Here is a 24,475-nt window from a genome sequence, read left to right as displayed (position 1 = left end):
TGATAGCAAGATGCGCTCTTCGCAAAAAGGTCGCATCGGTCTATGAGCCCGCTTGAGCACGCCATCGCAGAGAATTACGCCTTACGCCGCCAGTATCTGGCATTCCTTGAAGACCGATTTGGCGACGAGCTTCCGAAGACCCCCACACCGCGCGATATCGTCAAGCTGCTCAATTTGGACGAGGTGGAGTGGCGCATCTCGCGTCGACACGCTCGGCTTCTCTTTGATGGCCAATCCTTGCAATGGATCGAAGGCGGGCAAGTTGAGAGACGTTGGCCTGCCGTCTCTGGAAAGCCCGGTTTCAACGGAAAGGAGCATCAATCGCTCAAGGATAGAGGTCCCATTCCCGAAGGGAGCTATGTCGCATTGCAGTCAGACTTCCAGAAATGGGAAGAAGCGCCTGCCATCAACCGCGCTGCCTGCATACTCAACTTCATCAGGATCAAAGCGGGACGCTGGCCGGGATGCACCATCGCGTGGGGGACACGTCGCGTCGGATTGGTCCCGGACCCCGGAACCAACGTGTACGGTCGTAACAACTTCACTATTCACGGCGGCTCGTTTCCCGGCTCCATTGGGTGCATCGACCTGACCAATTCAATGGAGTCGTTCGCAAAGGAGTTTCTTCTCTATGCCAAAGACATGGAGCTGGCCGTTCGCTATTAGGCTAGCGTTAGCCCTGATTCCTGCGCTCGTGTTCTGCATCACCCCACTCGAACTTTGGGGCAGCTTAACTGCCCCAGAGGATTACCCTTTCGGCGCTGAAAGTCCTGCTGCGGCCATGTGGGCATACAAGTCGCAGCGCAACTACCTGGTGTGGTGTGCCGTGTCTTGGCTGGCAAGCGGCATCGCGATCCGGGCGCTGCTCGTCAAGCGCGCGCGCCTTCTCTCCAGAGGCCTGTGCTCGGCGCCATTTCTGATTGTCTGGTTGCTCACGGCGCTCGATGGGACACGGCTGGTGAGCTAAGGCTGCATAAAAATAAACGGGGCACATGGCCCCGTTTCTCTTCGCCTATCGCCCGTTAGACGATTTCCCGCGTTTCCATGAACTGGATGTCCGGAAAGCGCTCCTGCGTCAGGCGCAGGTTCACCTGGCTCGGCGCCAGGTACACGTAGTCGCCGGCACCATCCAGCGCCACGTTGTGGCCGGCCTTGTCGATCAGCTTGTCGATATCTTCCTGCTTGCCGCGCAGCCAGCGGGCGGTGGAGCACTCGTGCGGTTCAAAGATCGCATCGACGCCGTACTCGTGCTCCAGGCGGTGCGCCACCACGTCGAACTGCAGGATACCGACGGCGCCCAGTACCAGGTCGTTCGACGCCAGCGGACGGAACATCTGCGTAGCGCCTTCTTCGGCCAGTTGTTGCAAACCCTTCTGCAACTGCTTCAGGCGAAGCGGATTGTTCAGGCGCGCGCGACGGAAGAACTCCGGCGCAAAAGACGGGATACCCGTGAACTTGAGCGCCTCGCCTTCCGTGAAGGCATCTCCCAGCCGGATCGTGCCGTGGTTGGGCACGCCGATGATGTCGCCGGCGAAGGCCTCTTCCGTGGTGTTGCGGTCCTGCGCCATGAACGTGATGGCGTTGTTGATGGCGACCGTCTTGCCGGTCGACACCTGCAGCAGCTTCATGCCGCGCTCGAAGCGGCCCGAGCACACGCGCACAAACGCGATGCGGTCACGGTGCTTCGGGTCCATGTTGGCCTGGATCTTGAAGACGAAGCCGGTGAACTTCTCTTCCATCGGCTTGACTTCGCGGGTTTCGGTGGGTCGCGCCAGCGGCTCGGGCGACTGGTCGACCAGTGCATCGAGCAGCGACTGCACGCCGAAGTTGTTCACTGCCGAACCGAAATACACCGGGCATTGCTTGCCGGCCAGGAACGCCTCTTTGTCGAACGTGTGCGATGCGCCGCGCACGAGTTCGATGTCGATGCGCAGTTCTTCCGCTTGCGAGCCCAGCACGCGATCCAGCTCCGGGTTATCCAGACCCTGGATCAACCCGGCAGTGGCGCCCTTCTCGCTGTCGGCGTTCGGGTCGAACAGCTGCACCGTGTCGTTCACCAGGTGATATACGCCCTTGAACGACTTGCCCATGCCGATGGGCCACGTCATCGGCGCGCACTGGATCTGCAGCACGCTTTCGATTTCATCGAGCAGCTCGATGGGCGCACGGCCTTCGCGGTCGAGCTTGTTGATGAACGTGAGGATGGGCGTGCTGCGCAGCCGGCAGACGTTGAGCAGCTTGATGGTCTGCGCTTCCACGCCGTTGACGGAGTCGATCACCATCACCGCGGAGTCGACGGCCGTGAGCGTGCGGTACGTGTCTTCCGAGAAGTCTTCGTGGCCCGGGGTGTCGAGCAGATTGACGATGTAATCGCCGCCCTCGTTCCGGTACGGAAACTGCATCACCGACGACGTAACGGAGATGCCGCGCTGCTTTTCCATCTCCATCCAGTCGGAGGTGGCGTGGCGGTTGGCTTTACGTGCGCGCACGGCGCCAGCCATCTGGATGGCGCCGCCGAACCACAGCAGCTTCTCGGTCAGGGTGGTTTTACCCGCATCCGGGTGGGCAATGATGGCGAACGTCCGGCGGCGCCGGATCTCCTGCTGCAGCGTACTCACGGGCAAAAAACCGAAAGGGAAGGAGTGAAAAATGCGGATGGTTGCGCACGTGGCAAGTGCGCTGGCTGGCGGGTCATCCCGGCGGCCGATGGACTGCCCGAACGGCGTTGTCAATCCGGGGCAGCCGAGATTGTACGCGATCGGCGCCCCTGCTTAGGATCAACTGATCCGGGCCGCAAGCGCGGGAAACTCCCTAGGAACCGTCCCCCGGACGGACGAGACCAACCCGTTGTGGGAATGCACTGACAACCCTTTCGGAGCCGGTGTTATCGAAGTTGTCATGAAGCTCCCGTATTGTGGAGTCCGTCGCGAAACCCGCCTTTGGGTACGCCGCGATATTTGAAGAAGCAAAGAAGCAAGGAGTCCAACATCGTGCGTAGTCGAATCCCTGTCGATCCGGCAGTGCAACGCATCATCGAGACCACCCGCAAGGCGTGGCAACTCGACGAGCAAAGCGTGCGCGCGGCGCGTCAGCAGCGTGCCGCCAATCGCCGCAAACGGATCAAGGCCCTGCCGCAGGACAGCCTGCAGGCACTCGCCGCACTCGCCCTGCAAGCTGAAATCTGGGCCGTGCGCAAGACCGTGGTGACGGTCGGCTAGCCGCGCAGTTCCTCACCGTGTCGAGGGCCACAGTCGTGGCCCTTTTCTTTTGGCATCGCGCAACGTCTGGGGCATGACGGTTGCTTGCTACGAGAGTGACGTTACCCAGCTCAGGAGGCCCAGATGACCGAACTGAACCCGAAGTCGCCCGGTAGCAATGGCACAAACGGCACGAACGGCGCCCACGGTGCGACCGTCACCACGCTGCATCCGCAGATCGACCACACCGCGCAGCGCGTGAAAGATGCGACGGCGGAGGGGATCGACCGGCTCGCGAGCGTCCTTTCCACCGCGCTTACGCAATTCGACAGACGCACTGAACAGTTGAAGAACCTGCATGCGAATGTCTCGGAGCAGGCGAGCGGCTCCGTGCGTCAGCATCCGGTCATTACGATCGGCCTCGCTTTTGTGGCGGGGATGCTGCTGGAGCAGTTGACGCGGGATTGAGCGCTGAGCGGGCGTGTCAGCGCCCGTCGCGTGGGGCGCTGGCGCTGCCGCCTGTGGTTGTTGTTCCATTAGACAGGTTGGCCGCCAGCGTCGGGTTGAGCAACGCCGCCTGCGCGGCGGCGCGGGCCCGGCCAGCGGCTTCGTACTGCCGGCTGCCGAACTGCAGCGCATATTGCCGCGTGACGAGCGCGCCAAAGAAGAAGATCTGCGCCGAGTAGTAAATCCACAGCATCAGCGCCACCACCGAGCCCGCCGCTCCGTACGACGATGCGACGGCGCTGTTGCCGAGATACAGGCCGATGAGGTGCTTGCCAAGTGTGAAGAGCAGCGCCGTCACCACCGCGCCCAGGGCGACGTCGCGCCACGCCACGCGCGTTTCCGGCAGCATTTTGAAGATGGTGCCGAACAACAGTGCCACGACCGCAAATGAAAACGCCGACGACAGCACCTGGGCCGCAGCCAGCGCAATGCTTGACGTCGAGCCGGACCACAGCGCGCCCCAGAAACGCTCCACCACCGCCAACGCCGCGTTGACGGTGAGCGACACCAGCAGCAGAAACGCCAACACTAGGATCAAGCTGAATGACAGAAGGCGTGAACGCAGCAAGCCCCACATGCCGGGCTGCTGGCGGGAGGGCACTTCCCAAAGCTCGTCGAGGCTGTCTTTGAGTTCGGAGAACGCAGTGGTGGCGCCCGCCAGCAACAGCACGACGGCTGTGACTGCCGCGAATAGGCCATTGCCGGAGCGCCGGGTCGCGGCAAGCACGGCTTCCACTGCGGACGCGCCCTGCGCGCCTACCAATCCTTCGATCTGTCCGAAGATTTCACCGCGGGCGGCCTGCTCACCGAAGAACAACCCCGCGATCGAGATGACAAGCACCAGCACCGGTGCCATCGAGAACAACGTGTAGAACGACAGCGCCGCGCCTTTGCTCGCGGCACGATGGGCAGACCACTGTTGCACTGCCCCGATCAGCACCTGGGCAGATCGCTTGAGCAGAGCGCGGTCGAAGCAGGCAGCCAGGCGCATGGATGTTCCTTGCAAAGCGACGCGGCCGGCGCAGTGCCGGCCTGGACCTCGAGCCTAGTCAGCGCACGGCGCGCGCGCAAGCACGCCACCGTGGCCGCCATGAAGGAAGGCTTTCGCCCTCAATCGTTGCTGCGCCCCAGCAACCGGCTGATCAGAAAGCCGGCACCGAACGCCAGGCCGATCGTCGCGAGCGGATGCGAATGCATGCATTCGGCCGCGTTGCTCATCAGCCGCTGCTGGGAAGCGCGCAACTGCTCGCGCTTGGCAGCCGCTTCGTCGAGCGCGGTAGCCGCAGCGTCCGCGGTGCGATCGATGGCCTGCGCCGTGGTCGCCTTCACACGCTCGGCGGCCTGCTCCACGTCGCTGCGGATGAGGTTGCCGTTGGCATCGGATTTGGGGAAAGGGTTGGTTTGAGACGGTTCCATCAGTCAGCGCTCCTGGAGTTGCATGGCGTCGTGAGAGCCGGGTTGAAAGCTGTACGCATCATCCCGGCGTCATCCTCTGCCCGCGACCAGGCCCCAGATGAGGCTGACCACAAACAGCACCACGAAAATCATGAACAGAATCTTGGCGATGCTCGCTGCGCCGGCAGCGATGCCGCCAAACCCGAGCACGGCCGCAATCAGGGCGATGATGAAAAAGATGACTGCATAACGCAGCATGGTGACCTCCTGTGCAGTTGAGTGAGCTTGCCGCCATGGGGCGGATACCCCACGGGATCAGCAAGCCGCGTACCGCGCCAGGAACTCCGGTTATGCCTCGGTGGCATGCGCGCGGCCGGAGCCCGCACTGTTGCTGGTGTTGTTGCCCTCGCCAACGTCCTCGGCAGAGCTGCTGCCGTATTCCTCCAGCCGGTTGTAAAGCGTCTTCAGGCTGATACCAAGCAGCTCAGCCGCCCGCTTTTTCACACCCCCGCACTGCTCAAGCGTGGCAAGAATGATCTTCTTGTCGGCGCTTGCCAGCGATGTGCCAACCGAAATCGTCAGCGTGGAACCGGACGAGGTCTGCGTGCTCGACACCTGCAGCGGCACGTTCGCGGTATCGATGCCGGCGTCGTCCGACAGGATGTAGGCGCGCTGCACGTAATTGCGCAGCTCGCGCACATTGCCCGGCCAGTGATAGCCGCGCAGCGTCTCCATGGCCGGCGGCAGGAATGCCTTTTTGGTATTGCTCTGCGCGTTGAGCTGGTCGAGGAAATGCTGGGCCAGCAGTTCGACATCCTTGCCGCGCTCGCGCAGCGGCGGCAGTTGCAGCGGAAACACGTTCAGGCGGTGATACAGGTCGGCGCGCAGCTTGCCGTCTGCCACGGCTTCTTCGGGGTCGCGGTTGGTGGCGGCAATCACGCGCACATCGGAATCGATCTCGCGGTTGGTGCCCACGCGCATGAACACGCCGGTTTCCAGCACGCGCAGCAGTTTGACCTGCAGTTCGATCGGCATCTCGGTAATTTCATCGAGGAACAGCGTGCCGCCGTTGGCGCGTTCGAAGTAGCCCTTGTGCTGGCGGTCCGCGCCGGTGAAGCTGCCACGCTCGTGGCCAAACATTTCCGACTCGATCAGGTTGGGCGAGATGGCGCCGCAGTTGACCGGCAGGAACGGTTGCTTGCGGCGCAGGCTGAGGTCGTGAATGGTCTGGGCGGCCAACTCCTTCCCGGTACCCGACTCGCCGATCAGCAGCACAGTCGCCTCGGTGGGCGCGACGCGGCTGACCTGGTCATACAGCGTCTGCATCGCCGTCGAGTTGCCGAGCATCTGGCCGAACAGGCCCAGGCGCCGCAGTTCGCCGCGCAGGTTGCCGATTTCCGCTTTGAGATCGCCGGGGCGCGGAATGCGCGCCAGTACGGATTTCAACCGTTGGAAGTTGACCGGCTTGACGAGGTAGTCGGCCGCACCCATGCGCAACGCCTCGACGGCGGTTTCCACGCTGGCATGCCCCGTCATGACGATGATCTCGGTACCCGAGTGCGACGGGATGTCTTCCATCAGGTCCATGCCGTTGCCGTCAGGCAGGACAAGATCGATCAACACGGCATCGGGGCTGTGACGCGACATCTGAATGCGCGCATCGCGCAGCGACCCGGCCAGCGCGGTGGTGAAGCCCTCGGCACCCACCAGCTCGCCCAGAGCAGCGCGTGCGTTGGCATCGTCTTCGACAATCAGGATATGTGGCATCTCAATGTGGTTGGATGAGCCGGCAGGTGCCGGCGGTCATGCATGGCGCAACGGTACGCTTGGCAGCAGAACCGGCGGCAGGTGCAAAAAGTATTCCATCTAATACACCCCCGGACATCGCACGGGCACACCCACGTCGACGATATGGACGCTGGTAATTTTTACACGCACGCGTGCAAGAAATGGATCGAATACATCACTCCAGGGCGGACCGCTGGAACTACGCAGAAGTCAGCATAGTTGAGAAGGCCAGCGCTTCGCCACCTGCGGGCGGAAATGGTCACCGTACGTCGCATGGCCATGTGAAACCCGCGCGGCATCTGCGTCTCGGGCCCGTTTCTTGTCAGCGTTTGACCGACAGGATGGAAGAAACGTCAGCGCATGCCCGACATACAACGCGCTTGTGCGGCCCTGATAATGGCTCAACTTTTCAACACAATGTGACGGGATGACGACGTACCCAGCCTTCCGGAGACTGCATCGCTGAAGATGCAGCCGCTCGCCAGGACGTCCCCGTCGCGATCAACCACGAGGGAGCCATGTCCTTGAGCGAAGCCTTCGCCGACGAACGTGCAGTGACCGCCGGGCGCCTGAGCTATCCCCCCGCCCTGGCCGACTTTGACGACGCCGAGCGTGTAGCGCCCGACGTTGAAACGCCTTCTGCCCAACCTGTTGCCGAGCCGGATTTCGGCCACCTCTACGGCCGCTCGCCGGTGATGCGCGCGCTGTACGATCAGATCGGCAAGGTGTCCGGCACGCTTGCCACCGTGCTCATCATGGGCGAATCGGGTACCGGCAAGGAGTTGATCGCGCGCACGGTGCATGACATGAGCCCGCGCGCAGACCAGGCCTTCATCGCCGTGAACTGCGGCGCCATCTCGCCCAACCTGATCGAGTCGGAATTGTTCGGCCACGAGAAGGGCAGTTTTACGGGCGCTTCCCAGCGTCATATCGGGTATTTCGAACATGCCTGCGGCGGCACGATCTTCCTCGATGAAATCACCGAGATGCCGGTCGAGATGCAGGTCAAGCTGCTGCGCGTGCTGGAAACCGGCGTATTCATGCGGGTGGGCGGCACCGAGCCGATCCAGACACGCGCACGCATCATCGCTGCCACCAACCGCAACCTGCTTGAAGCGGTCAGCGATGGGGCCTTCCGTGAAGATCTGATGTACCGCCTGGCGGTGGTGCCGCTGCATGTGCCGCCGCTGCGCGACCGCGGCGACGACATCGAAGAGTTGGCCCTGCATTTTCTCGCCCAGTTCAATGCCGCACACCAGACCGACAAGATGTTCTCCCGTCAGGCCCTGGCGACGCTGCGCACCCAAACCTGGCCGGGCAATGTGCGGGAGTTGCGCAATGCTGTGCACCGCGGCTATATCCTCGGCGAGAAAACCGTCGAGCTGGCCACGCCGCTCGCACAGACGCGCGGCCCGGCGCGTCCGACGGTGAAGGAAGGTGTGCTGAGCCTGTCGGTGGGGGTGACACTGGCAGATGCGCAACGGGCGATGATCATGGCCACGCTGGAGCATTTTCACGGTGATAAGCGCCAGGCTGCCAAGACGCTCGGCGTCAGCCTGAAGACGCTGTACAACCGCCTCGACCTCTACCAAAGCACCGCGGCCGCCGCCATGGCGGCCTGACGGCGGCGCTTCTCAGCGCTGCACCGCCTTCGCCCCTGTTGTACCCGCTGCATCCGCGCTGACGTGCTAGCGCGGATGCGCGTGCGCGCGCTCGCCGGGATGCTCGTGGCGGCGGCGTTCCTGCGGTTCCGGCGTCCGGCGGCGTGGTGCGGGTTCGGTTTCCGCGCGGGCGCGCGGGCCCGTGCGGACGGCGGTGGTGAGTGTCATCGGCATGGCAAGCCCTTTCCTTTCAACGTTACTGACCTTGCTTGGAACTGCCGGGGTAGGAATTACCGGTCGTCGTGGCGGCGTCATTGCCGCCAGCCTGCACGCCGGAGTGCGACATGTCGCCCGCGCTGTTCGTACCGCCCGGCACGGTAGACCCGGACTTCTTGTGGCTGCGATGCTTCTTGTGCATCGGCTTGCTGGTGTCGCTGCCGCCCGCAGCAGGTGTCGCCTCGCTGCCGGCCATCGGTGTATTGGCCGTGCGGTCTGCCGTCGTCGACGGCGGGTCGGTACGCTTGCCCGGCGCCTTGGTCGGGTTGCTGGATTCCTGGTTGTCGACCGGCGCGTTGGTCGTCTGGGCTATGGCGGTACCCATACCAAGGCTCAAGATGACGCTGGCAAGCGCAGCGGTCAGGAAACGTGTTCGCATGTGGTTTCTCCAGGGAAGTGGTGCTTGATAAGAAGGCAATGGAAGCGCACTGCGGCGCGTCTCCCGCTTCCTACCGCAGCAACGCATGTACCTGCGGTGCCACCCGTCTGCCTAGGCCGACGCAGCGCGTGCCCCACGCCGGCGCTGTCATGTGCCGGCAACACTGTGCATATAAAAACGACATGACCATGTAGAAACGGCGTGCCAGCCACCCACAAAGCCTTGTGGTGACTGGGTTTGTTGACATGGCATACCCTTTGCATCGAAGCGGTGAAGTGTCGGCGGAAATGTCGACGTCCACTCACCAAAGGAGGCAAGGCGAATGGTTAAGGCCGCTCTGGAAATGCGTGCGAAGCAGCATCTCGCGCTAACCCCGCGACTGCAGCAGTCCGTCAAGCTGCTGCAGTTGTCTGCAACCGAATTTGCGCAGGAAATGCAAGAAGCGCTCGCAAGCAATCCGTTCCTGGAAGAAGTCGAGCAAGAAGCAGGTGCGCACCCCGATGTCGCGCGCACCAGCGACATTGCCATTTCTACCGATCTGGACGGCGTCGCGGCCGACCACGCGCCTGTAGACGACGCCCCGCTGGAAACCACCACCAGCGCCATCGAAACCGACGCGACGCTGGCCGCATCGGAAGACTTTCCCACCGACTTCAGCACCTATTACAGCCACGGCGGCGCCCACCACGGCGACGGTGAAGACAGCGACATCGGCGAATGGGTACATTCCACGCCGAGCCTGCGCGAGCATCTGCACCAGGAGCTGCGCAGCTATCGCCTGTCTGAGCGCGACTGCCTCCTCGCGCAGACGCTGATCGAAGCGCTGGACGACGACGGTTACCTGCGCCAACTGCTCTCCGAGTTGATCCCGCTGGCACCGGTGGAGCCGCCCCCAACCGAGAAGGAAATGCAGATTGCCCTGGCGCTCGTGCAGAGCCTGGACCCGCCGGGCGTGGCCGCACGCGATCTGGCGGAGTGCCTGCGCCTGCAGATCGAAGCGCGCCCCGCGGACACCGAAGCCGAAGAGCGGATCCAGGAGATCGCACAAGACATCGTGCGCAGCCACCTGCCGCGTCTGGCCAAGCGCGAATTCACGCAAATGCGTCGTGCGCTGGGGTGTACGGAAGAAGAGTTGCGCGATGCCTGCGCGCTGATCCGCATGCTCGACCCGCGCCCGGGGCTGCGCTTCTCCCAGGCGCATGCCGGCTACATCGTGCCGGACGTGATCGTCACGAAGATCAAAGGCAAGTGGATTGCGCTGACAAACCCGTCGGTTGCGCCATGCGCGCGCATCAACAAGGTCTATGCAGAGCTTTTTGCGCAGACCCGCGGCCACCATCGCACCCCGCTGGCACATCAGCTTCAGGAAGCGCGCTGGCTGATCCGCAACGCGCAGCAGCGCTTTGCCACCATCCAGCGCGTGGCAGAGGCGATCGTTGCGCACCAGAAGCATTTTCTGGAATACGGCGAGGTGGCCATGAAGCCGCTGGTGCTGCGCGATGTGGCCGAAGAACTCGGGCTGCATGAATCGACCATCTCTCGCGCCACGGGCAACAAGTACATGGCGACGCCGCGCGGCATCTTCGAGTTCAAGTACTTCTTCTCGCGCCAACTGGCGACGGACACTGGCGGTGCATGCTCGGCCGCCTCGGTGCGGGCGCTGCTCAAGGAGATGATCGAAGCCGAAGACGCGGACGCGCCGCTCTCCGATGTGTCGCTCGCGAAAATGCTGGCCGAGCAGGGCGTGATCGTTGCGCGCCGCACGGTCGCCAAATACCGCGGCCTCATGCGCATTGCACCCGCCGAAATGCGGCGCCAGGTCTGACCACCGTGCGCAAGCTGCCCACCGATCACTACCCGCATCGCCACGACGGCGATGCCACAGCCGCCGGGTTGCATCTGGCGGACGTCACGATGTTCTGGGCGGCGGAAAGCGGTGGCGTCAAACGCTACCTGCGGGCCAAGCACGACTTCCTGCGCTCCACGCACTGGCGGCACACGTTGGTTGTACCCGGCACGGCGGACGACGCCAGCAACGAGATCGCCGTGGTGCCCGGCGTGCCGCTGCCGCTTTCGCACGGCTATCGCATTCCGCTGCGCACCGGACCAGCGGTGCGTGCTCTCTGTGCGTTGTCGCCGGACCTGATTGAAGCCGGGGACCCCTATCGGCTGTCGTGGGCGGCGGTACATGCCGGCGCGCGGCTGCAGGTGCCGGTGGCGGCGTTCTATCACTCCGATCTGCCTGCGTTCTTCCGCCGGCTGGGCGGCCCACCCGCGGAACTGGCCGCAGCGGCGTACGCCCGCAAGCTGTATCCGCACTTCGACACGGTGTTCGTGCCCAGCCGCTACATCGCGCAGAAGGTGGCCGACCTGGGCGTGCAGCGCATTGAGCTGCAACCGCTGGGCGTGGACACGCGCCTTTTCCACCCCGCACGGCGCTCGCTGCGCTGGCGCGAACAGCTGGACCTGCCGCGCGATGCCCGCGTGCTCCTGTACGTCGGCCGCTATGCGCCGGAGAAAAACCTGCACGTGCTCTGCGACGCGGTAGACAAGCTCGACGACGGGAGCGTGCTAGTCACCATCGGCTCGGGCCCGACACCTCCGCGCGGCAAACATGTTCGCGCGCTCGCTTATGAAGGCGATGCGCAGCACCTGGCCGCCGCCATGGCCAGTGTCGATGTTTTCGTGCATGCAGGCGATCAGGAAACATTCGGCCTCGTCGCGTTGGAAGCGATGGCCAGCGGCGTGCCGGTCGTCACGTGCGCAGCGGGCGGCTTGAGCGAGCTGGTGGACGAGCGCGTCGGCTATGCCGTGCCACGTTGCACCGCGGACGATTTTGCCCAGGCGCTCCAGGCGCTGCGCCAACGGGATCCGGTGACGCTCGCGCACGCCGCGCGCCGCCATGCGATGCAGTACGACTGGCGGGCCGTGCTGCCGCAGCTGCTGCACCGCTATCTGGCGCTGCTCGGCCGGCAAGCCGGCACCGCCGCAGCAACGTTCGAACCGGCTCACGAGCGCGTGCGCGCATTGCGCAGCTGTTAGCCCAGACCACAGTCGCTTAGTTGATCATCATGTCGCGCTATCTCATTCTCGCCATGCACGATGTCACGCCCGCCAACTGGCCTGCGTGCAAGGTCTTGCTCTCTGCGTTGGACGAGGTGGCGCGCGTACCCAAATCGCTGCTGGTCATTCCAAACTTCTATCGCGGCCCGACCGCCCGCAACAGCGAGCGCTTCTGCCGCGTGATGAGCGAATGCCTGGCGGAGGGCGATGAACTTGTGCTGCATGGCTATGCGCACCTCGATGACCAGCCTCCGGGCGGCTTGATCAATCAACTGATCCGCACGCGCTATACCGCCGGTGAAGGCGAGTTCTCGGCGATTCCGCTGGCAGCAGCGCGTGCGCGCATCGAAGCCGGCGCCGCGTGGTTTGCCGCCAACGGCTGGCCGCTGCATGGCTTTGTCGCACCGGCGTGGCTGATGAACCCGGCCACCTGGGAGGCACTCGACGGGCTGCCACTGCGCTACACAACCACGCTGCGGCGGTTTTACCTGCTGCACCCGCGCCGCCCGCTCAAGGCACCGTGTCTGACGTATAGCGTTCGCTCGCCGGCGCGCCGACTGATGTCCCGATACTACCTGCGTTGGCTCGCGCAGCGGCACGCCGACGCGCCGCTGCTGCGCCTGGGCCTGCATCCGGCCGACGCAGCGCATCCCGACGTCATTCGCCATTGGCAGGAACTGCTTGCCACATGCCTGGAGACGCGCACCCCCGTCACCAAGAACGGCTTTGCGCAGGCCCTGGCGCAAGCCTGGATGGGCGGCCCGGAAACCACCGTCACCGGGCACGCGCAAACGTCGTACTGAGCGCGGGCCTTAGAACAGCCACACCGACAACCCGCCGATCAGCATCCCAAGCCCGGCTCCCGCCAGCACGTCGCTCGGATAGTGCAGGCCGAGCACGATGCGGGAGATGGCGACCATCAGCGTGAACGGCACCAGCGCCAGCGCCATGCGCGGGTAGTACGCTGCCATCACGATGCTGAACGACACCGCATGCAGCGTGTGACCCGATGGAAAACTGAACTGATCGAGCACGCGCCCGCACAGGTGGATCTCTTTGCAGGAAAGATAGGGTCGCGGACGGCACACGCCGCGCTTGAGCACAATGTAGATGACGAGCGAGAGCAGCCCCGTGAGCCCCATCTGCTTGGCGCATTCCCAGCCGGCCTCACCGCCCACGACCGGCAGCGCGGCCATCAATGCATACCAGAGCATGCCGTCACCAAGGCGGCTGACACCACGATAGAAGCGCATGGCCGAGGCATTGCCCGCCACGTGGTTGAGCGCCACGGCGAGCTGCCGATCGCGCTCGCGCCAGCGCTTCCAGTCAGGCCAGGCGTGGGTCGCCATGGTAGGCCTCCCCGTTGGTGGCAGCGTCGCGCACGGCAATGAGCGCGGCTTCAAAGCGTTCGAGCACGCGCGGCCAATCCAGGCCCTGCGCCGTCAGCCGCGCTGCCTGCCCGAGGCGTTGCCGCAAGCCGGCATCGGTGGCGAGCGCGACGGCCGCCTGCGTGAAGGACGCGGTATCACCGACGGGCGCGAGCCAGCCGTTCTCCTGGCTGCGCACGAGCATGCCGGCCGCTGCGGTATCGAACGCGACCACGGGCAAACCGCTGGCCATCGCCTCGACCACCACGTTGCCGAAGGTCTCGGTCAAACTCGGAAAGAGAAACACGTCAGCCGATGCATAGTGCGCGGCCAGTGCCTCGCCATGCTGCGTTCCGCCAAAGATGGCATCGGGACAGTGCCTGCGCAGTGCGTTGCGCTGCGGGCCATCGCCCACCATGACGAGGCGTGCGCGGGGCACGGGCTTGCGCACCGCATGAAACGCATCGAGCGCGACACCGAGGTTCTTTTCCAACGCCAGACGGCCAACCGTGAGCACGACCGGCGTATCGGCATTGGCGCCCCACTGCGCGCGCAATGCGTCGCTGCGGGCCTGGGGTGTGAATTGGTGTGCATCGACGCCGCGTGTGCTGACGGTCAGGCGCGCAAAATCGAGTTCGCTCAACTGCCGCTGCAATTCGCGTGTAGGAACGAACGTGCGGTCGGTGCGGTTGTGAAAGGCACGGAGATACGCGCGCACCAGCGTCACGGCGCCCTCCCACGCATAGTGGCGGCCGTATTCGTCAAAGCGCGTTCTGAAATCCGACGTCACCGGCAAACCGAGTTGCCGCGCGGCGCGAATGGCTGACCAGCCGAGCGGCCCTTCCGTGGCGACATGCACAAGGTCGGGCCGATAGGCGGCCCACGCGCGAAGCAGGCGCCGGCGCGCGGGCAGCCCCATGCGCAAATCCGGATACAGCGGAATCGGCACGCCAGGAACGCGCAGCGTGTCGTCCGCCAACGCGGCCTTGCCGGCGTCGATGGCACGTTGGCGCGGGCGCACCACCATCACGTCATGCCCGCGCGCCTGCAGAAACGCCACGGTGCGCGCGGCAGTGAGCGACACGCCATTGAGTTCCGGCGGCCAGGTTTCGGTCACATAAGCGATGCGCATGCGCCGGTCAACCCTTGTGCTCGTCGCGGCTGTGCGAAGGGCCGCCCGTCTGGCCTCGCTTGTGGGCAAGGTCATCTGCGCTGCGATTGGCGACTTGGCGATCGCTGTCGTCGCGATTGGCCGCCTGGCGTTCGCGCACGACGCGCTCCACGCCCGGGGTGTTGTGCAGATCGGTGTCGAGCTGGCCGCTTTCGATGTCGCGCGCGGCCTGCTCCACATCGCTGCGCGGTGCGGAACGTTGCTCTTCAAGGTGCTGGTCGCGCTCGTGCGGCAGCCGATCTGCCGAGCCCGACTCCGGCTTGCCTTGCTCCGGCTTGCCGAGCATCTTTTCGATGTTTTCAGCATTTCGGCCTGCGCCTGGCGCACGCGGCGGTGTCATGCCTGCCGGCCGTTCGCCGCGCTGATGCGGGCTACGTAAGGTGGGGCGTAGTCGGTTCATGGCGCCCTCCTGCGGACGTGATCTGGTTGTGCCTTGCGCACCGCAACCGACGTGCCCACAGCGCACGCCCACATCATGCAAGGGACAAGACCTGCACCGCTGCTGCACAACCACGCGGTGCAGACGGTGCGGATTAACCATGCATGTGCCGGCGTCGCGGCGTGATCATTGCGTAAGGGTTACATGCGCGCTTGTAACGCTTGCTGCGCCAAGTGATTGAGAGGCAATCAGTGGGGGCGGTGCGCGCGTTCCAGGCGCCGTGTGGAACGGCCGCGCAGTCGGTCCAGCAGCCGCTGCGACACGCCGGCCGGCGCATCGGTGGTGCCGAGCAGCGTACCAAGCGGGCGCAGTCGGTCGACGTGATCACACACCACCTTGATCATCGCCGTGATCGACGTCCCAAGCAGCAAGCCCCACAGGCCCCACAGCCAGCCCCACAGCAGCAGGCCGATGTAGACCACACACGGGTCGAGCTTGGACGCCCGGCTCTGCAGCCACGTCACGAGCAGCGTGCCGACCAGCGTGGCCAGCAGCAGCGTAACGCCTGCCACGACAAGCGCATCCGACCACGCGCCCATCTGCAGGTATGCGCCGATGCCGCTGGCCACGGCAATCACCACCGAACCGAGATACGGCACGAAATGCAGCACAGCGGTCGCCAGACCCCAGACCGCCGCGTCTTCCATGCCGAGCAGCACAAAGGCCACCGTGGTCAGTACACCCAGCATGATGTTGGTGGCAAACAGCACCAGCAGCGAATACTGAATCTGCGTGCCGATCACCGCCATCATGCGCACCGCGCGCTTCTTCTCGCTCAATGTGTTGCCCACTGCACGCACCCATTTGCGCTTGAGTGCCTGGCCCGAAGCGAGCAGGAAGTAGACGAGAAACGAGACCACGACGAGTTGCCCCGCCAGCGCGAAGAGGCTGGCGGAGCCTGTCCATAGAAACTCGCGCAGCGGCAGCACCGGCTGCGCGGCAGCTGGCTCGGCGGAAGCCGGGGTCGCGGGCGAACGCTTGGCAGGTGCTGGTGCCGGCTTGCCCTGCACGCCTTCGGCGGCATGCTCGAGCGCGACGGTCACATCGCGCATCTTGTCGAACGCGCCGCCCATGTGCCCGCGCATACCGTCGACGGCTTGCGCCATGCGCTCCGCCGCAACGGGCAACCGGTCCGCCATGGCCGACACGCCGTCTTGCATTCCGAAGACCAGCATCGCACCGGCAATCCACAAGCCCAACACCACGATGCCCGCGGCTAGGGGGCGCGGGACATAGCACCGCCGCAGCCACACCACCACCGGATTCAACGCAAACGCGAGCACCACCCCCAGCGTAACCGGCACCAGGAACGCTCGCGCCCACTGCAGAAACACCAAGGTGCCGCCAATGGCCACCAGCACCATCGCCACGCGCCAAGCCGGCTGCCGCAGCCCGTCGAGCAGGCTACCGTGCAAGGGTTCCAGCGGCGTGGTGGGTGGGGTCGGTTCGGCTGGCATGGCAGAGAATGCGGTTCTCCGTCCCCTGCGCAAAAGTCGTGCCCTGGCGGGCTATGACACGGAAGCAGCAGGCATCGCCAGCATCCGCAACGTACGCACCAGATCGTACGGCGACACAGGCTTGATCAGGTGTTCCTGAAAACCGGTGGCCAGCGCCTGAGCGCGATCGTGCGGCTGCGCAAAGGCGGTCAGCGCGATGGCCACCATCGGTGTCGCGCCGGTGGGCAGGTGTTCGTGTTCCCAAGCACGAATTCTCTGCAGGATCGCGTAGCCGTCTTCATCGGGCAGCGCGATGTCGCACACCACCGCCTGCGGGAGGCCTGCTTCACCCCGTGCGCCCCAGAGGTCGAGCAGCGCCATCGTCTCGTGCCCGGAGCCCACGCTGCCGACCTCCGCACCGACCTGCGTGAGCAATGTCGCCAGCGCGTCGCGCGCATCCTGCTGGTCGTCAACCAGCAGCACGCGCAGGCCCGCCAGTGAAGGCAGTGGCCCGCTGCGTTCGGGGTCTTCAGCCAGCGGCGTGATCAGATCGGCGCCGGCATGCAGCGGCAGGTACACGGTAAAGGCAGCGCCATGCTGGTCGCCCTCACTGCGCGCATACACGCGCCCGCCGTGCAACTCGGTCAGGCGCTTGACCAACGCGAGCCCAAGCCCCAGTCCACCCGTGCGCCGCGTGTGCGCGCCGTCGGCCTGGCGGAATGGATCGAACAGATACGGCAAGAACGCCGGCGCAATCCCGCGGCCGTTATCGCGTACGACAATGCGCGCCACCTCGCCCAACAGATCGGCAGACAGCCAGACATCACCGCCTTCCTGCGTGAACTTGATGGCGTTGGTCAGCAGGTTCCACACGATCTGCTCGACACGATCGGCATCGCCGTCAATTTCGTGATCGTCCAGGTCGATGGTGGTGTGCAGGGCGATATGGCGTTCGGCGGCCAGCGCGTGCACGCTGTTGAGCGCGCGTTCCAGCGCCGTGCGCAGCACGAACGGTTCACGCGTCAACCGCAGCTTCCCGCTCATCACGCGTGTTGCGTCCAGCAGGTCTTCGATCAGGCGTACCTGCTGCTCGACGCCCGTCTTGATGCCCGCGAGCGCACGCTGCATGAGCGGCGCACCGCCGGCGATCTGGCTCTCCAATACATACGCCCAGTTCTGGATGCCATTGAGCGGCGAACGCAGCTCGTGCGACACCACCGCCAGGAACTGATCGCGCGCCCGCGCCGCGGCTTCTGCCTGCGCACGCGCGGCTTGTTCGCGCAGCAGCAGCGCATCGCGCTCGCGCTCGGCCTCGGTGCGTTCGGTCACGTCGTAAATGATGAGCAGCGCCGATTCCATCGCGCCATTCCGATCGGCTTCCGGAATCACGCGCGCGTTGTAGTGCGCAATGCGCGGACGTCCGTCGAGCACGTCCAGATGCAAGGCAAGCGTCTGTTCTGCGCCCACGGCGAACGCGTGGCGGGCGGCGTCCTCCAGCGGGCGCGTGACCTCGGTGGCGAGCGGCGATGCCGCCAGCGTCTTGCCAATCATCACGGCAGGCGTCACGCCAAAGGCTTCGGTGACCGCGCGGTTGACATACATGCAGCGCAATTCGCGATCGAGCCGCGCGATCACGTCGGGCGCGTTCTCGACCAGCGTGACGAATTCGCGCTGATGGCGAAAGCGCTCGTGCTCGGCCTCCTTGCGCTCGGTGATGTCCTCCACCACGCAAACGAGCGCCTGTACCTTGCCGTCCGGCCCATGCTGCGGCGAGTACGCGGCGTGCACGAAGCGACGGCCAACATCGGCCCGATACTGCAACTCCATTTCAAACTCGACGCGCTGCCCCGCGAATGCGTCGTTCAGGTGCGACAGGACACGCGCATACGCTGCTTCGCCCATCAGATCGCGCAAATGTCGGCCCAGCACGTCTTCGTGCCGAAAGCCCAAGCGCTGCGCGTAGGCGCGGTTGGCAAAGCGCACGCGGTGCTCGGGGTCGATCTGCACGAGCGGAAACGGCACGCTTTCAGTGAGCCATTGCAACTGGAATTCCGACTCGGTGAGTGCAGCCAGGGTCTGCTGGCCCTGCGTCACGTCTTCGACCACGCCCACGGCATGGGCGGACGCACCGTCTAGGCGTGGCAGGAGGTAGCCGCGTTCGCGAACGCGGTATTCGCGCGTTTGGCCGTCGTCGGTGCCGAGCCAGCGGTATTCGAGGGCAAACTCCCGCCCCCGTGCTAAACCCTCCCAAGCAGCACGCAGCGCGACATGGTCATCCGGATGCACATGGACGAGCCAGCGGTCCCGGATACCGCACAAAGAATCGGGCTGCACGCCCCACGTTTGCGCCCCGGCGCTCACGTGCAGACGCGTTCCCGTCAACGGATCGTCTACCCAGAACACATCCACCTGCTTCCTGGCGGCCGGTGCAGCACACGTCTCGCGCGCTGCGCGCACGGGTGCCGACCAGCCCGTTACGGATTCACTCATTACGCCCTTCTTAGCAGTTTTCATTCCCGCCCTCGCCGCCCAAAAAAAACGGTGCCGCAGCACCGCATCATAGGGCGTGGAGCGAAGTTACTGCGAGGGCAATTCAGACGCCGTCTGCGAGGCACCGTTGGCCTGGGCCACCAACACGCGAATCGCATTCGGCGTCACCGCACCGACGCCCCCGGCCGGCAGCGTGGTGATCAGCCAGTCGGCGTTGTTGGCCAGGCTGAACGGTTGCGAGGTGAAGATGATGTTCTTCGTCCCGGCCGTCGCCACCCGCACCTGGTACGTGCCGCCATCGACGTAGATCGAATCCTGCGTGCTGGCCGGCGACGCGCCGCCGTAACCGGCACCGCTCATGGTCGGCGCAATGGCTGAAAGATCCACGTTCGGCGCGGTCACGTAGACGTCGACGTTGGGGGCGTTGTACGAAGCGTTGAAGGCACGCACGCGCGCCTTGTCCGACAGGATCGACTTGTTGTACGGGTCGTCGATGAGGGCCAGGCTCGTGGCCGAACCGTTGGCGCCTACGATGGCCAGCGCCGTATAGCGGTGGCCGTTGGCCGGAGTGAATCCGGTCGAGGCCAACGGGGTACTGCTGCCCGTGTTCGACACCGTGGCGGTGCTGGCCGTCGCGTCGATGCCAAAGTAGTTGCTGACGCTCTTGAACGCGACATTGGAGGTTTTCGTGGTGCCGTTCACCCCGAAATCGACGTTGCCGATGAACGGGTTGGCGTGCACCGTGCGGTACTGCGGCGCGCTGGTGCCGATGATCTGCCCGATGTCATTGTCACCGCCACCGCATCCCGCCAATACACCTAACGAACCCAGCGCCAACACGGCGGCGATCTTTCTGATCTGTATCCTCATCTTGCACCTCGGAAGGAGAGTCTTTTCATGAATCGGCCCGCATGCATCGCGCGCCCATGTACGTTGTTGTCGACGTGAAGCCGAAGATAAGCGCGCACATTCGGCGCGCCTATCGAACCGGTTCCGATCGTTCTGTCGGATGCGTCCGACATACGAAGCGACGTTCCCGCATTGAGCATGGCGCGTGCCCGTTGGGCTTGAAGTGTTCCTCCAATCGGCCCGTGGGGCCGTCCGCGAGTACGGATCGCTATACTTGTGCGATCTGTGTTTTCTGTGTGCGCCACACCCGCTCCGCATGCCCGAACCGCGCCCCGCCGACGCTGCGCCTCGTCCCGACAACGCCGCTTCCCAGGCCGCTCTGCAGGCATTCGCGCAAGAGCGCGAACGCGTGCAGGCGTGGCTTGCGGCGCGGGCTTCGGGCGCACGCGCGGTGGGTGCCTCCACGCTGTCGCAGTACCGTGTGGAAGCCGAGCGCGTGTGCTGGTATGCGCGTGCATTCGGTAAGCCGATCGCAAGCTGGCAGCGTGACGACGCATCGGCCTACCTGCGCTTTTTGCAAGAACCGCCTGCATGGGCGGTCAGCGCGCGCGGCACCGAACGTGACGATGCTAACTGGACGCCGCTGCGCGGTCCGCTCTCTGCACGTTCCGCGCGGCAAAGCAGCATCATCGCCGCCAACCTCTGCGGTTGGTTGCAGCGCACGGGCTATCTGCGCGCGAACCCGTTTCTCGATGACGACGCGCTCGTCCTTACCGTGCCGGCGCCCAGCGCGCCCGCGGGCAAGCCCGTCACAGCATCGGAACCAGACACCGCACTGTGCGCATCCGACATGGCATTGATGATCGATGCGGTACGTGCGCGTGTCGCGTTGGGCCGTGAAGCGCGCTTGCGCCAAGCGCGCGACCACTTCCTCGCCGTGCTTCTTGCGCAGGCGGGCATGCGCGTGTCTGAGTTGATGTTTGCCCGCATGGGCGATGTCGCGCTGCATGCGGTACCGGCCGCGCACCCAACAAGCGGCGCACAGCTCCCGTCATCGGTCTGGCTGCTGGCGGTCGGCACGGGCCGCGCGCAGCGCTGGCTGCCATGCGATGCGTTGATGTCTGCCCTGCGTGAGTACCGCACGGCCTTCGGCCTGTCGCCACTGCCGCTGCCGAACGAAGCCACACCGCTGCTGCTGTCGGTGCGCAAGCGCTCGCCGCGACGCGCGGACGGCACCATCATCGACTCACCTGCCCTGCGCCGCGACTTCGGCGAGCGCAAGGGCATCGCCTCGCGTTCGCAGCTGCTGCTCATCGTCAAGGCCATGCTGGGCGAAGCCGCTGAATACGCCCGCGCCATCGGCCACGCCGACGCAGCCGTGCGCCTTGCGAATGCCTCGCTACGCAGCGTACGCGGTGCGCATTTGCGCGAGCGGCTTGCCACCGGCGAAGCCGCTGCCGACGTTGCCCATGCGCTTGGGCTTGCGGCCCTGCCGAGCGCGTCCGTGCGCGCACGCGACGCCGACCTCGCCGCCAGCATCGTTGACGCAGCCCGCAAGCTCGCCCTCCCGTCCGCCTGACCTTGCTCCACACATCGCGCAGAAACGGGTACGCCCCGCCTGCGAAGATGCGGTATTCGTGCATTGTCGAAATCCATTGTCGGCGCGATTTGCGCGACAGTTGTCGCTTACGTCGTCCGCAGAAACGGGTACGCTTTGGCGTTCAATCGTCGACGGCGGCACGCAGAAACGGGTACGCGAGCCTGCAACATCGCACGCAGAAACGGGTACGCTCTGGTTCAAATCCCGAAAGAAAAACGCGGACGTGAAAGTCCGCGTTTGTTTTGGATCGCTTGAAGGCCCGGTGCTCAGTGGCCGCCGGACAGATAGAAGAAGCGGAACAGAAACACCGCAGAGATGATCCACACGATGACCGGTACCTCTCGCATGCGGCCCGTGAACAGCTTCAGGCCGGAGTACGTGATGAAGCCGAACGCGACTCCGTTGGCGATCGAGTAGGTGAACGGCATCATCAGTGCCGTCAGCACGGCCGGCACGGCCTCGGTGGTGTCTTCCCAGTTCAGGTCGACCAGTTCGCGCAACATCAGGCACGACACATACAGCAGCGCGGGCGCCGTCGCGTACGCCGGCACCACACCGGCCAGCGGCGAAAAGAACAGGCACAGCAGAAACAGCGCGGCCACCGTCAGCGCAGTCAGCCCCGTCCGGCCGCCGGCCTGCACACCCGAAGCGCTTTCGATATAGGCAGTGGTCGACGAGGTGCCCAGCAGCGAGCCCGCCATGATGGCCGTGCTGTCCGCCAGCAGCGCCTTGTTCAGGCGGTCCATCTTGCCCTGCTTGAGCAGGCCCGCACGGTTGGCCACGCCCATCAGCGTGCCGGTCGCGTCAAACAGTTCGACCAGGAAGAACACCAGCACCACGTTCAGGATGCCCACCGACAGGGCACCCATGATGTCGAGCTGCAGCAGCGTGGGCGCCAGCGACGGCGGCATCGACACCACGCCGTGGAAGGTGTTGCCCGCAAAGAAGAAGCTCGCTGCCGTCACGGCCAGAATGCCAATCAGGATGGCGCCCTTCACGCGCAGGTGGTCCAGGGCGACGATCACGAAGAAGCCGACCACCGCCAGGATGACCGAAGGCTGGTGCACATCGCCCAGCGTCACGAGCGTCGCCGGATTCCCGACGATCAGCCCGGCTCCTCGCAGCGACACGATGCCCAGGAACAATCCGATACCCGCGGTGATGGCCACGCGAATCGAATGCGGAATGCCGTTGACGATCATCTCGCGAATGCGGAACACGCTCACCAGCAGGAACAGGCAGCCGGAAATGAACACCGCGCCCAGCGCCGCCTGCCACGTAAAGCCCATGCCCTTGACCACCGCGTACGCAAAGTAGGCGTTCAAGCCCATGCCCGGCGCCATTGCGATGGGGTAGTTCGCGTATATCCCCATGATGATGGTGCCGATCGCCGCGGCAATGCAGGTGGCGACAAACACCGCGTCGTGCGGCATGCCCGCGTCGGCCAGGATGTTCGGGTTGACGAAGATGATGTACGCCATCGTGAGGAACGTTGTCAGCCCCGCAAGCACTTCCGTGCGGACGTTGGTCTGGTGTTCCTCGAGCTTGAAGGTGCGCGCAATCCAGGTCATTCAGGTTGTCTCCTCTTGTTGTGAAGTGTCATCGCCGGCCGACGCCGTCCTGCGCTTGGCTCCCCCGATGCACGCCCACCATGGGGCGAGGCTACTCTTAGCAAGATTCCGGCACCCCACGGCGGCGCGGTCGAAATACTGTTCATGCGTATCGAATGATGAAAACGCGACGGCCAACCAAGAGCCGGGCCGGCGCGCGGGATGCGCATGATGCCCGAAACGCGGTGCCTGTGCATCCAGCCGGCGAGATCCATCGCTTTGGCAGCGCAAGGGCGGACTTCATGGAAAAAACGTACCCGTTTCTGCGAAATCCAGAAGCGACGGGGCATCTTGGGCGATCACCGTACCTGTTTCTGCGCTTGTTTCCGCAGAAACAGGTACGTCCCCTTGCAGAAATAGAAGCGCGTGAGAACGAGCAAAGACGTACCCGTTTCTGCGAGCCGCTGAATAGCGTGCCGTACCCGTTTCTGCGGGTGCTCACTCCACAGGGCCTGAATCAATGCGAACCCGTTTCTGCGAGAGCAAGCCGGGATTGGCCGTACCTGTTTCTGCGTGGCCTTTCGCAGAAACGGGTACGGCTAATCTGCAAGCCTCGCCGCCAAGCCTTTGGCTAATAAGGCTTTTTACCCGCAGAAACAGGTACGGTGATCCGATCGCGGGGCACCAAGACATTGGCAAGCCGCATCCTCCGGTGCGGCTTTCAGCGATGAAAGTTCGCAATTCCGCCGTCGAGGGGGAAGGCCTGTCGCTGTGCAGCAGCCCGCGGCTTGCGAATCGCCACGCAGAAACGGGTACGCACGGCCTGGAGGCTTACAATCCGTAAGCGTGCACTCGCTTTTGCAGCAACTTCGTAATTGCGCCGACGCGAAAATCACGGAGATGGGCTCACCCCGCAGATTTGGGTACGCAACGACGCGCCGAAATCGACCTTACTCACGCAGAAACAGGTACGTTTCGGAGATGGTCAGGCTGCGCCCACCCCAGAAATCGCCAAATCCGCCGCAGAAACGGGTACGCGCCTGCGGAAACACACTGAATCACCCCGCCCTCCCTCCGTTTTCTGTGGATAACACTGTGGACAACATGATGTTGTCCCCGCAGATTCCGGTACGCCCAATGCGCAGAAGCGGGTACGGTTTCGCGCAGAAGCGGGTACGCCGTCGCGCAGAATCTGGTTCGCAGGTACGCAGAATCTGGTTCGGTTTACGCCACTAAACCTAGTGCTGGCATGGCTTTGCGGGACGCGTATACGGTTTACCTGTAGTAAACGTAGAAGGTATATATGGCTGGTAGTAGGGAAAGGTCTTCCGTGGACAACCTTGACGGTTGCCCACCGATGCCCTTCC

General features: G+C 64.5%; 22 protein-coding genes. 9 read left to right on the top strand and 13 right to left on the bottom strand.

The window, feature by feature from the left end:
* The first annotated feature begins 42 nt into the window (after positions 1–42).
* Entirely contained in the window at positions 43–666 is a 624-nt protein-coding gene (locus tag AAHM38_RS00605; protein WP_116574954.1) for a L,D-transpeptidase, read from the top strand.
* Positions 667–781: 115 nt separating this feature from the next.
* Complete coding sequence (locus tag AAHM38_RS00600) at positions 782–967, top strand: hypothetical protein (RefSeq protein WP_116574953.1); 186 nt, start codon at positions 782–784, stop codon at positions 965–967.
* 55 nt (positions 968–1,022) lie between these two features.
* Here AAHM38_RS00600 and AAHM38_RS00595 read toward each other — a convergent pair whose 3' ends face one another.
* Positions 1,023–2,618, bottom strand: coding sequence for a peptide chain release factor 3 (locus AAHM38_RS00595; RefSeq protein WP_004632461.1), 1,596 nt, complete (start codon positions 2,616–2,618; stop codon positions 1,023–1,025).
* Positions 2,619–2,990: 372 nt separating this feature from the next.
* Here AAHM38_RS00595 and AAHM38_RS00590 point away from each other — a divergent pair, with 372 nt between their 5' ends.
* Entirely contained in the window at positions 2,991–3,218 is a 228-nt protein-coding gene (locus tag AAHM38_RS00590; RefSeq protein WP_004632457.1) for a hypothetical protein, read from the top strand.
* 123 nt (positions 3,219–3,341) lie between these two features.
* Positions 3,342–3,665, top strand: coding sequence for a hypothetical protein (locus AAHM38_RS00585; protein WP_009240189.1), 324 nt, complete (start codon positions 3,342–3,344; stop codon positions 3,663–3,665).
* 16 nt (positions 3,666–3,681) lie between these two features.
* Here the strand turns inward: AAHM38_RS00585 and AAHM38_RS00580 are convergent, their stop codons facing one another.
* The 4 genes from AAHM38_RS00580 to AAHM38_RS00565 form a co-directional block, all read right to left on the bottom strand.
* Positions 3,682–4,695, bottom strand: coding sequence for a YihY/virulence factor BrkB family protein (locus tag AAHM38_RS00580; RefSeq protein WP_116574952.1), 1,014 nt, complete (start codon positions 4,693–4,695; stop codon positions 3,682–3,684).
* A 119-nt stretch (positions 4,696–4,814) separates the two neighbouring features.
* Positions 4,815–5,120, bottom strand: coding sequence for a DUF883 C-terminal domain-containing protein (locus tag AAHM38_RS00575; RefSeq protein ID WP_116574951.1), 306 nt, complete (start codon positions 5,118–5,120; stop codon positions 4,815–4,817).
* A 69-nt stretch (positions 5,121–5,189) separates the two neighbouring features.
* The gene (locus tag AAHM38_RS00570; RefSeq protein WP_009240192.1) at positions 5,190–5,357 is read right to left on the bottom strand and encodes a DUF1328 domain-containing protein; all 168 of its coding nucleotides are present in this window, start codon (positions 5,355–5,357) and stop codon (positions 5,190–5,192) included.
* A gap of 90 nt (positions 5,358–5,447) precedes the next feature.
* Positions 5,448–6,866, bottom strand: coding sequence for a sigma-54-dependent transcriptional regulator (locus AAHM38_RS00565; RefSeq protein ID WP_116574950.1), 1,419 nt, complete (start codon positions 6,864–6,866; stop codon positions 5,448–5,450).
* A gap of 539 nt (positions 6,867–7,405) precedes the next feature.
* Between AAHM38_RS00565 and AAHM38_RS00560 the strand changes: the two genes are divergently transcribed.
* Entirely contained in the window at positions 7,406–8,509 is a 1,104-nt protein-coding gene (locus AAHM38_RS00560; RefSeq protein WP_116574949.1) for a sigma-54 interaction domain-containing protein, read from the top strand.
* A gap of 235 nt (positions 8,510–8,744) precedes the next feature.
* Here AAHM38_RS00560 and AAHM38_RS00555 read toward each other — a convergent pair whose 3' ends face one another.
* Positions 8,745–9,143, bottom strand: a complete 399-nt coding sequence (locus AAHM38_RS00555; protein ID WP_103518621.1) for a hypothetical protein — start codon at positions 9,141–9,143, stop codon at positions 8,745–8,747.
* A 322-nt stretch (positions 9,144–9,465) separates the two neighbouring features.
* On the opposite strand from AAHM38_RS00555, the gene AAHM38_RS00550 reads away from it, so the two are divergent.
* From AAHM38_RS00550 to AAHM38_RS00540, 3 genes are read left to right on the top strand one after another with little or no spacing between them, the layout of a single operon-like run.
* Positions 9,466–10,968: an RNA polymerase factor sigma-54 gene (locus AAHM38_RS00550; RefSeq protein WP_103518620.1), complete on the top strand. Its 1,503-nt coding sequence runs from the start codon at positions 9,466–9,468 to the stop codon at positions 10,966–10,968.
* Between the two features lie 5 nt (positions 10,969–10,973).
* Positions 10,974–12,185 carry a glycosyltransferase family 4 protein gene (locus AAHM38_RS00545; protein WP_116574948.1) on the top strand — a complete coding sequence of 404 codons (1,212 nt, stop codon included), beginning with the start codon at positions 10,974–10,976 and terminating at the stop codon, positions 12,183–12,185.
* 29 nt (positions 12,186–12,214) lie between these two features.
* Positions 12,215–13,009, top strand: coding sequence for a DUF2334 domain-containing protein (locus AAHM38_RS00540; protein WP_116575128.1), 795 nt, complete (start codon positions 12,215–12,217; stop codon positions 13,007–13,009).
* Positions 13,010–13,018: 9 nt separating this feature from the next.
* Here the strand turns inward: AAHM38_RS00540 and AAHM38_RS00535 are convergent, their stop codons facing one another.
* The 6 genes from AAHM38_RS00535 to AAHM38_RS00510 all read right to left on the bottom strand — a co-directional run bounded on the left by AAHM38_RS00535 (position 13,019) and on the right by AAHM38_RS00510 (position 19,979).
* Positions 13,019–13,555, bottom strand: a complete 537-nt coding sequence (locus AAHM38_RS00535) for a phosphatase PAP2 family protein (protein WP_004632435.1) — start codon at positions 13,553–13,555, stop codon at positions 13,019–13,021.
* On the bottom strand, positions 13,533–14,705 hold the full coding sequence (locus AAHM38_RS00530) for a glycosyltransferase family 4 protein (RefSeq protein ID WP_116574947.1): 1,173 nt from the start codon (positions 14,703–14,705) through the stop codon (positions 13,533–13,535). The genes AAHM38_RS00535 and AAHM38_RS00530 overlap by 23 nt, the downstream gene beginning before the upstream one ends.
* 7 nt (positions 14,706–14,712) lie before the next feature.
* Positions 14,713–15,144, bottom strand: coding sequence for a hypothetical protein (locus AAHM38_RS00525; protein ID WP_116574946.1), 432 nt, complete (start codon positions 15,142–15,144; stop codon positions 14,713–14,715).
* 227 nt (positions 15,145–15,371) lie between these two features.
* Complete coding sequence (locus AAHM38_RS00520) at positions 15,372–16,640, bottom strand: AI-2E family transporter (protein WP_116574945.1); 1,269 nt, start codon at positions 16,638–16,640, stop codon at positions 15,372–15,374.
* A 51-nt stretch (positions 16,641–16,691) separates the two neighbouring features.
* Entirely contained in the window at positions 16,692–19,109 is a 2,418-nt protein-coding gene (locus AAHM38_RS00515; RefSeq protein ID WP_009277045.1) for a hybrid sensor histidine kinase/response regulator, read from the bottom strand.
* An 87-nt stretch (positions 19,110–19,196) separates the two neighbouring features.
* Positions 19,197–19,979, bottom strand: coding sequence for a DUF4397 domain-containing protein (locus tag AAHM38_RS00510; RefSeq protein WP_116574944.1), 783 nt, complete (start codon positions 19,977–19,979; stop codon positions 19,197–19,199).
* Between the two features lie 295 nt (positions 19,980–20,274).
* On the opposite strand from AAHM38_RS00510, the gene AAHM38_RS00505 reads away from it, so the two are divergent.
* Positions 20,275–21,537 (top strand): integrase, encoded by a 1,263-nt coding sequence (locus AAHM38_RS00505; RefSeq protein ID WP_116574943.1) that lies wholly within the window; start codon positions 20,275–20,277, stop codon positions 21,535–21,537.
* A gap of 287 nt (positions 21,538–21,824) precedes the next feature.
* Here the strand turns inward: AAHM38_RS00505 and AAHM38_RS00500 are convergent, their stop codons facing one another.
* On the bottom strand, positions 21,825–23,129 hold the full coding sequence (locus tag AAHM38_RS00500) for an NCS2 family permease (protein ID WP_009240207.1): 1,305 nt from the start codon (positions 23,127–23,129) through the stop codon (positions 21,825–21,827).
* Positions 23,130–24,475: the final 1,346 nt, after the last annotated feature.

The sequence above is a fragment of the Ralstonia sp. OTU4908 genome, assembly GCF_038440115.1.
GTDB classification, from domain to species: Bacteria; Pseudomonadota; Gammaproteobacteria; order Burkholderiales; family Burkholderiaceae; genus Ralstonia; species Ralstonia pickettii.
The sequence above is the reverse complement of the archived record's forward strand: the minus strand, read 5'-3'. Positions and strand labels throughout refer to the sequence as shown.

Coding starts and splice junctions, on each gene's coding strand:
- AAHM38_RS00585 (WP_009240189.1), top strand. CDS start 3,342: ATGACCGAACTGAACCCGAAGTCGCCCGGTAGCAATGGCACAAACGGC.
- AAHM38_RS00570 (WP_009240192.1), bottom strand. CDS start 5,357: ATGCTGCGTTATGCAGTCATCTTTTTCATCATCGCCCTGATTGCGGCC.
- AAHM38_RS00600 (WP_116574953.1), top strand. CDS start 782: ATGTGGGCATACAAGTCGCAGCGCAACTACCTGGTGTGGTGTGCCGTG.
- AAHM38_RS00505 (WP_116574943.1), top strand. CDS start 20,275: ATGCCCGAACCGCGCCCCGCCGACGCTGCGCCTCGTCCCGACAACGCC.
- AAHM38_RS00510 (WP_116574944.1), bottom strand. CDS start 19,979: ATGAGGATACAGATCAGAAAGATCGCCGCCGTGTTGGCGCTGGGTTCG.
- AAHM38_RS00605 (WP_116574954.1), top strand. CDS start 43: ATGAGCCCGCTTGAGCACGCCATCGCAGAGAATTACGCCTTACGCCGC.
- AAHM38_RS00555 (WP_103518621.1), bottom strand. CDS start 9,143: ATGCGAACACGTTTCCTGACCGCTGCGCTTGCCAGCGTCATCTTGAGC.
- AAHM38_RS00550 (WP_103518620.1), top strand. CDS start 9,466: ATGGTTAAGGCCGCTCTGGAAATGCGTGCGAAGCAGCATCTCGCGCTA.
- AAHM38_RS00500 (WP_009240207.1), bottom strand. CDS start 23,129: ATGACCTGGATTGCGCGCACCTTCAAGCTCGAGGAACACCAGACCAAC.
- AAHM38_RS00515 (WP_009277045.1), bottom strand. CDS start 19,109: ATGAGTGAATCCGTAACGGGCTGGTCGGCACCCGTGCGCGCAGCGCGC.
- AAHM38_RS00560 (WP_116574949.1), top strand. CDS start 7,406: ATGTCCTTGAGCGAAGCCTTCGCCGACGAACGTGCAGTGACCGCCGGG.
- AAHM38_RS00540 (WP_116575128.1), top strand. CDS start 12,215: ATGTCGCGCTATCTCATTCTCGCCATGCACGATGTCACGCCCGCCAAC.
- AAHM38_RS00520 (WP_116574945.1), bottom strand. CDS start 16,640: ATGCCAGCCGAACCGACCCCACCCACCACGCCGCTGGAACCCTTGCAC.
- AAHM38_RS00525 (WP_116574946.1), bottom strand. CDS start 15,144: ATGAACCGACTACGCCCCACCTTACGTAGCCCGCATCAGCGCGGCGAA.
- AAHM38_RS00535 (WP_004632435.1), bottom strand. CDS start 13,555: ATGGCGACCCACGCCTGGCCTGACTGGAAGCGCTGGCGCGAGCGCGAT.
- AAHM38_RS00580 (WP_116574952.1), bottom strand. CDS start 4,695: ATGCGCCTGGCTGCCTGCTTCGACCGCGCTCTGCTCAAGCGATCTGCC.
- AAHM38_RS00530 (WP_116574947.1), bottom strand. CDS start 14,705: ATGCGCATCGCTTATGTGACCGAAACCTGGCCGCCGGAACTCAATGGC.
- AAHM38_RS00565 (WP_116574950.1), bottom strand. CDS start 6,866: ATGCCACATATCCTGATTGTCGAAGACGATGCCAACGCACGCGCTGCT.
- AAHM38_RS00575 (WP_116574951.1), bottom strand. CDS start 5,120: ATGGAACCGTCTCAAACCAACCCTTTCCCCAAATCCGATGCCAACGGC.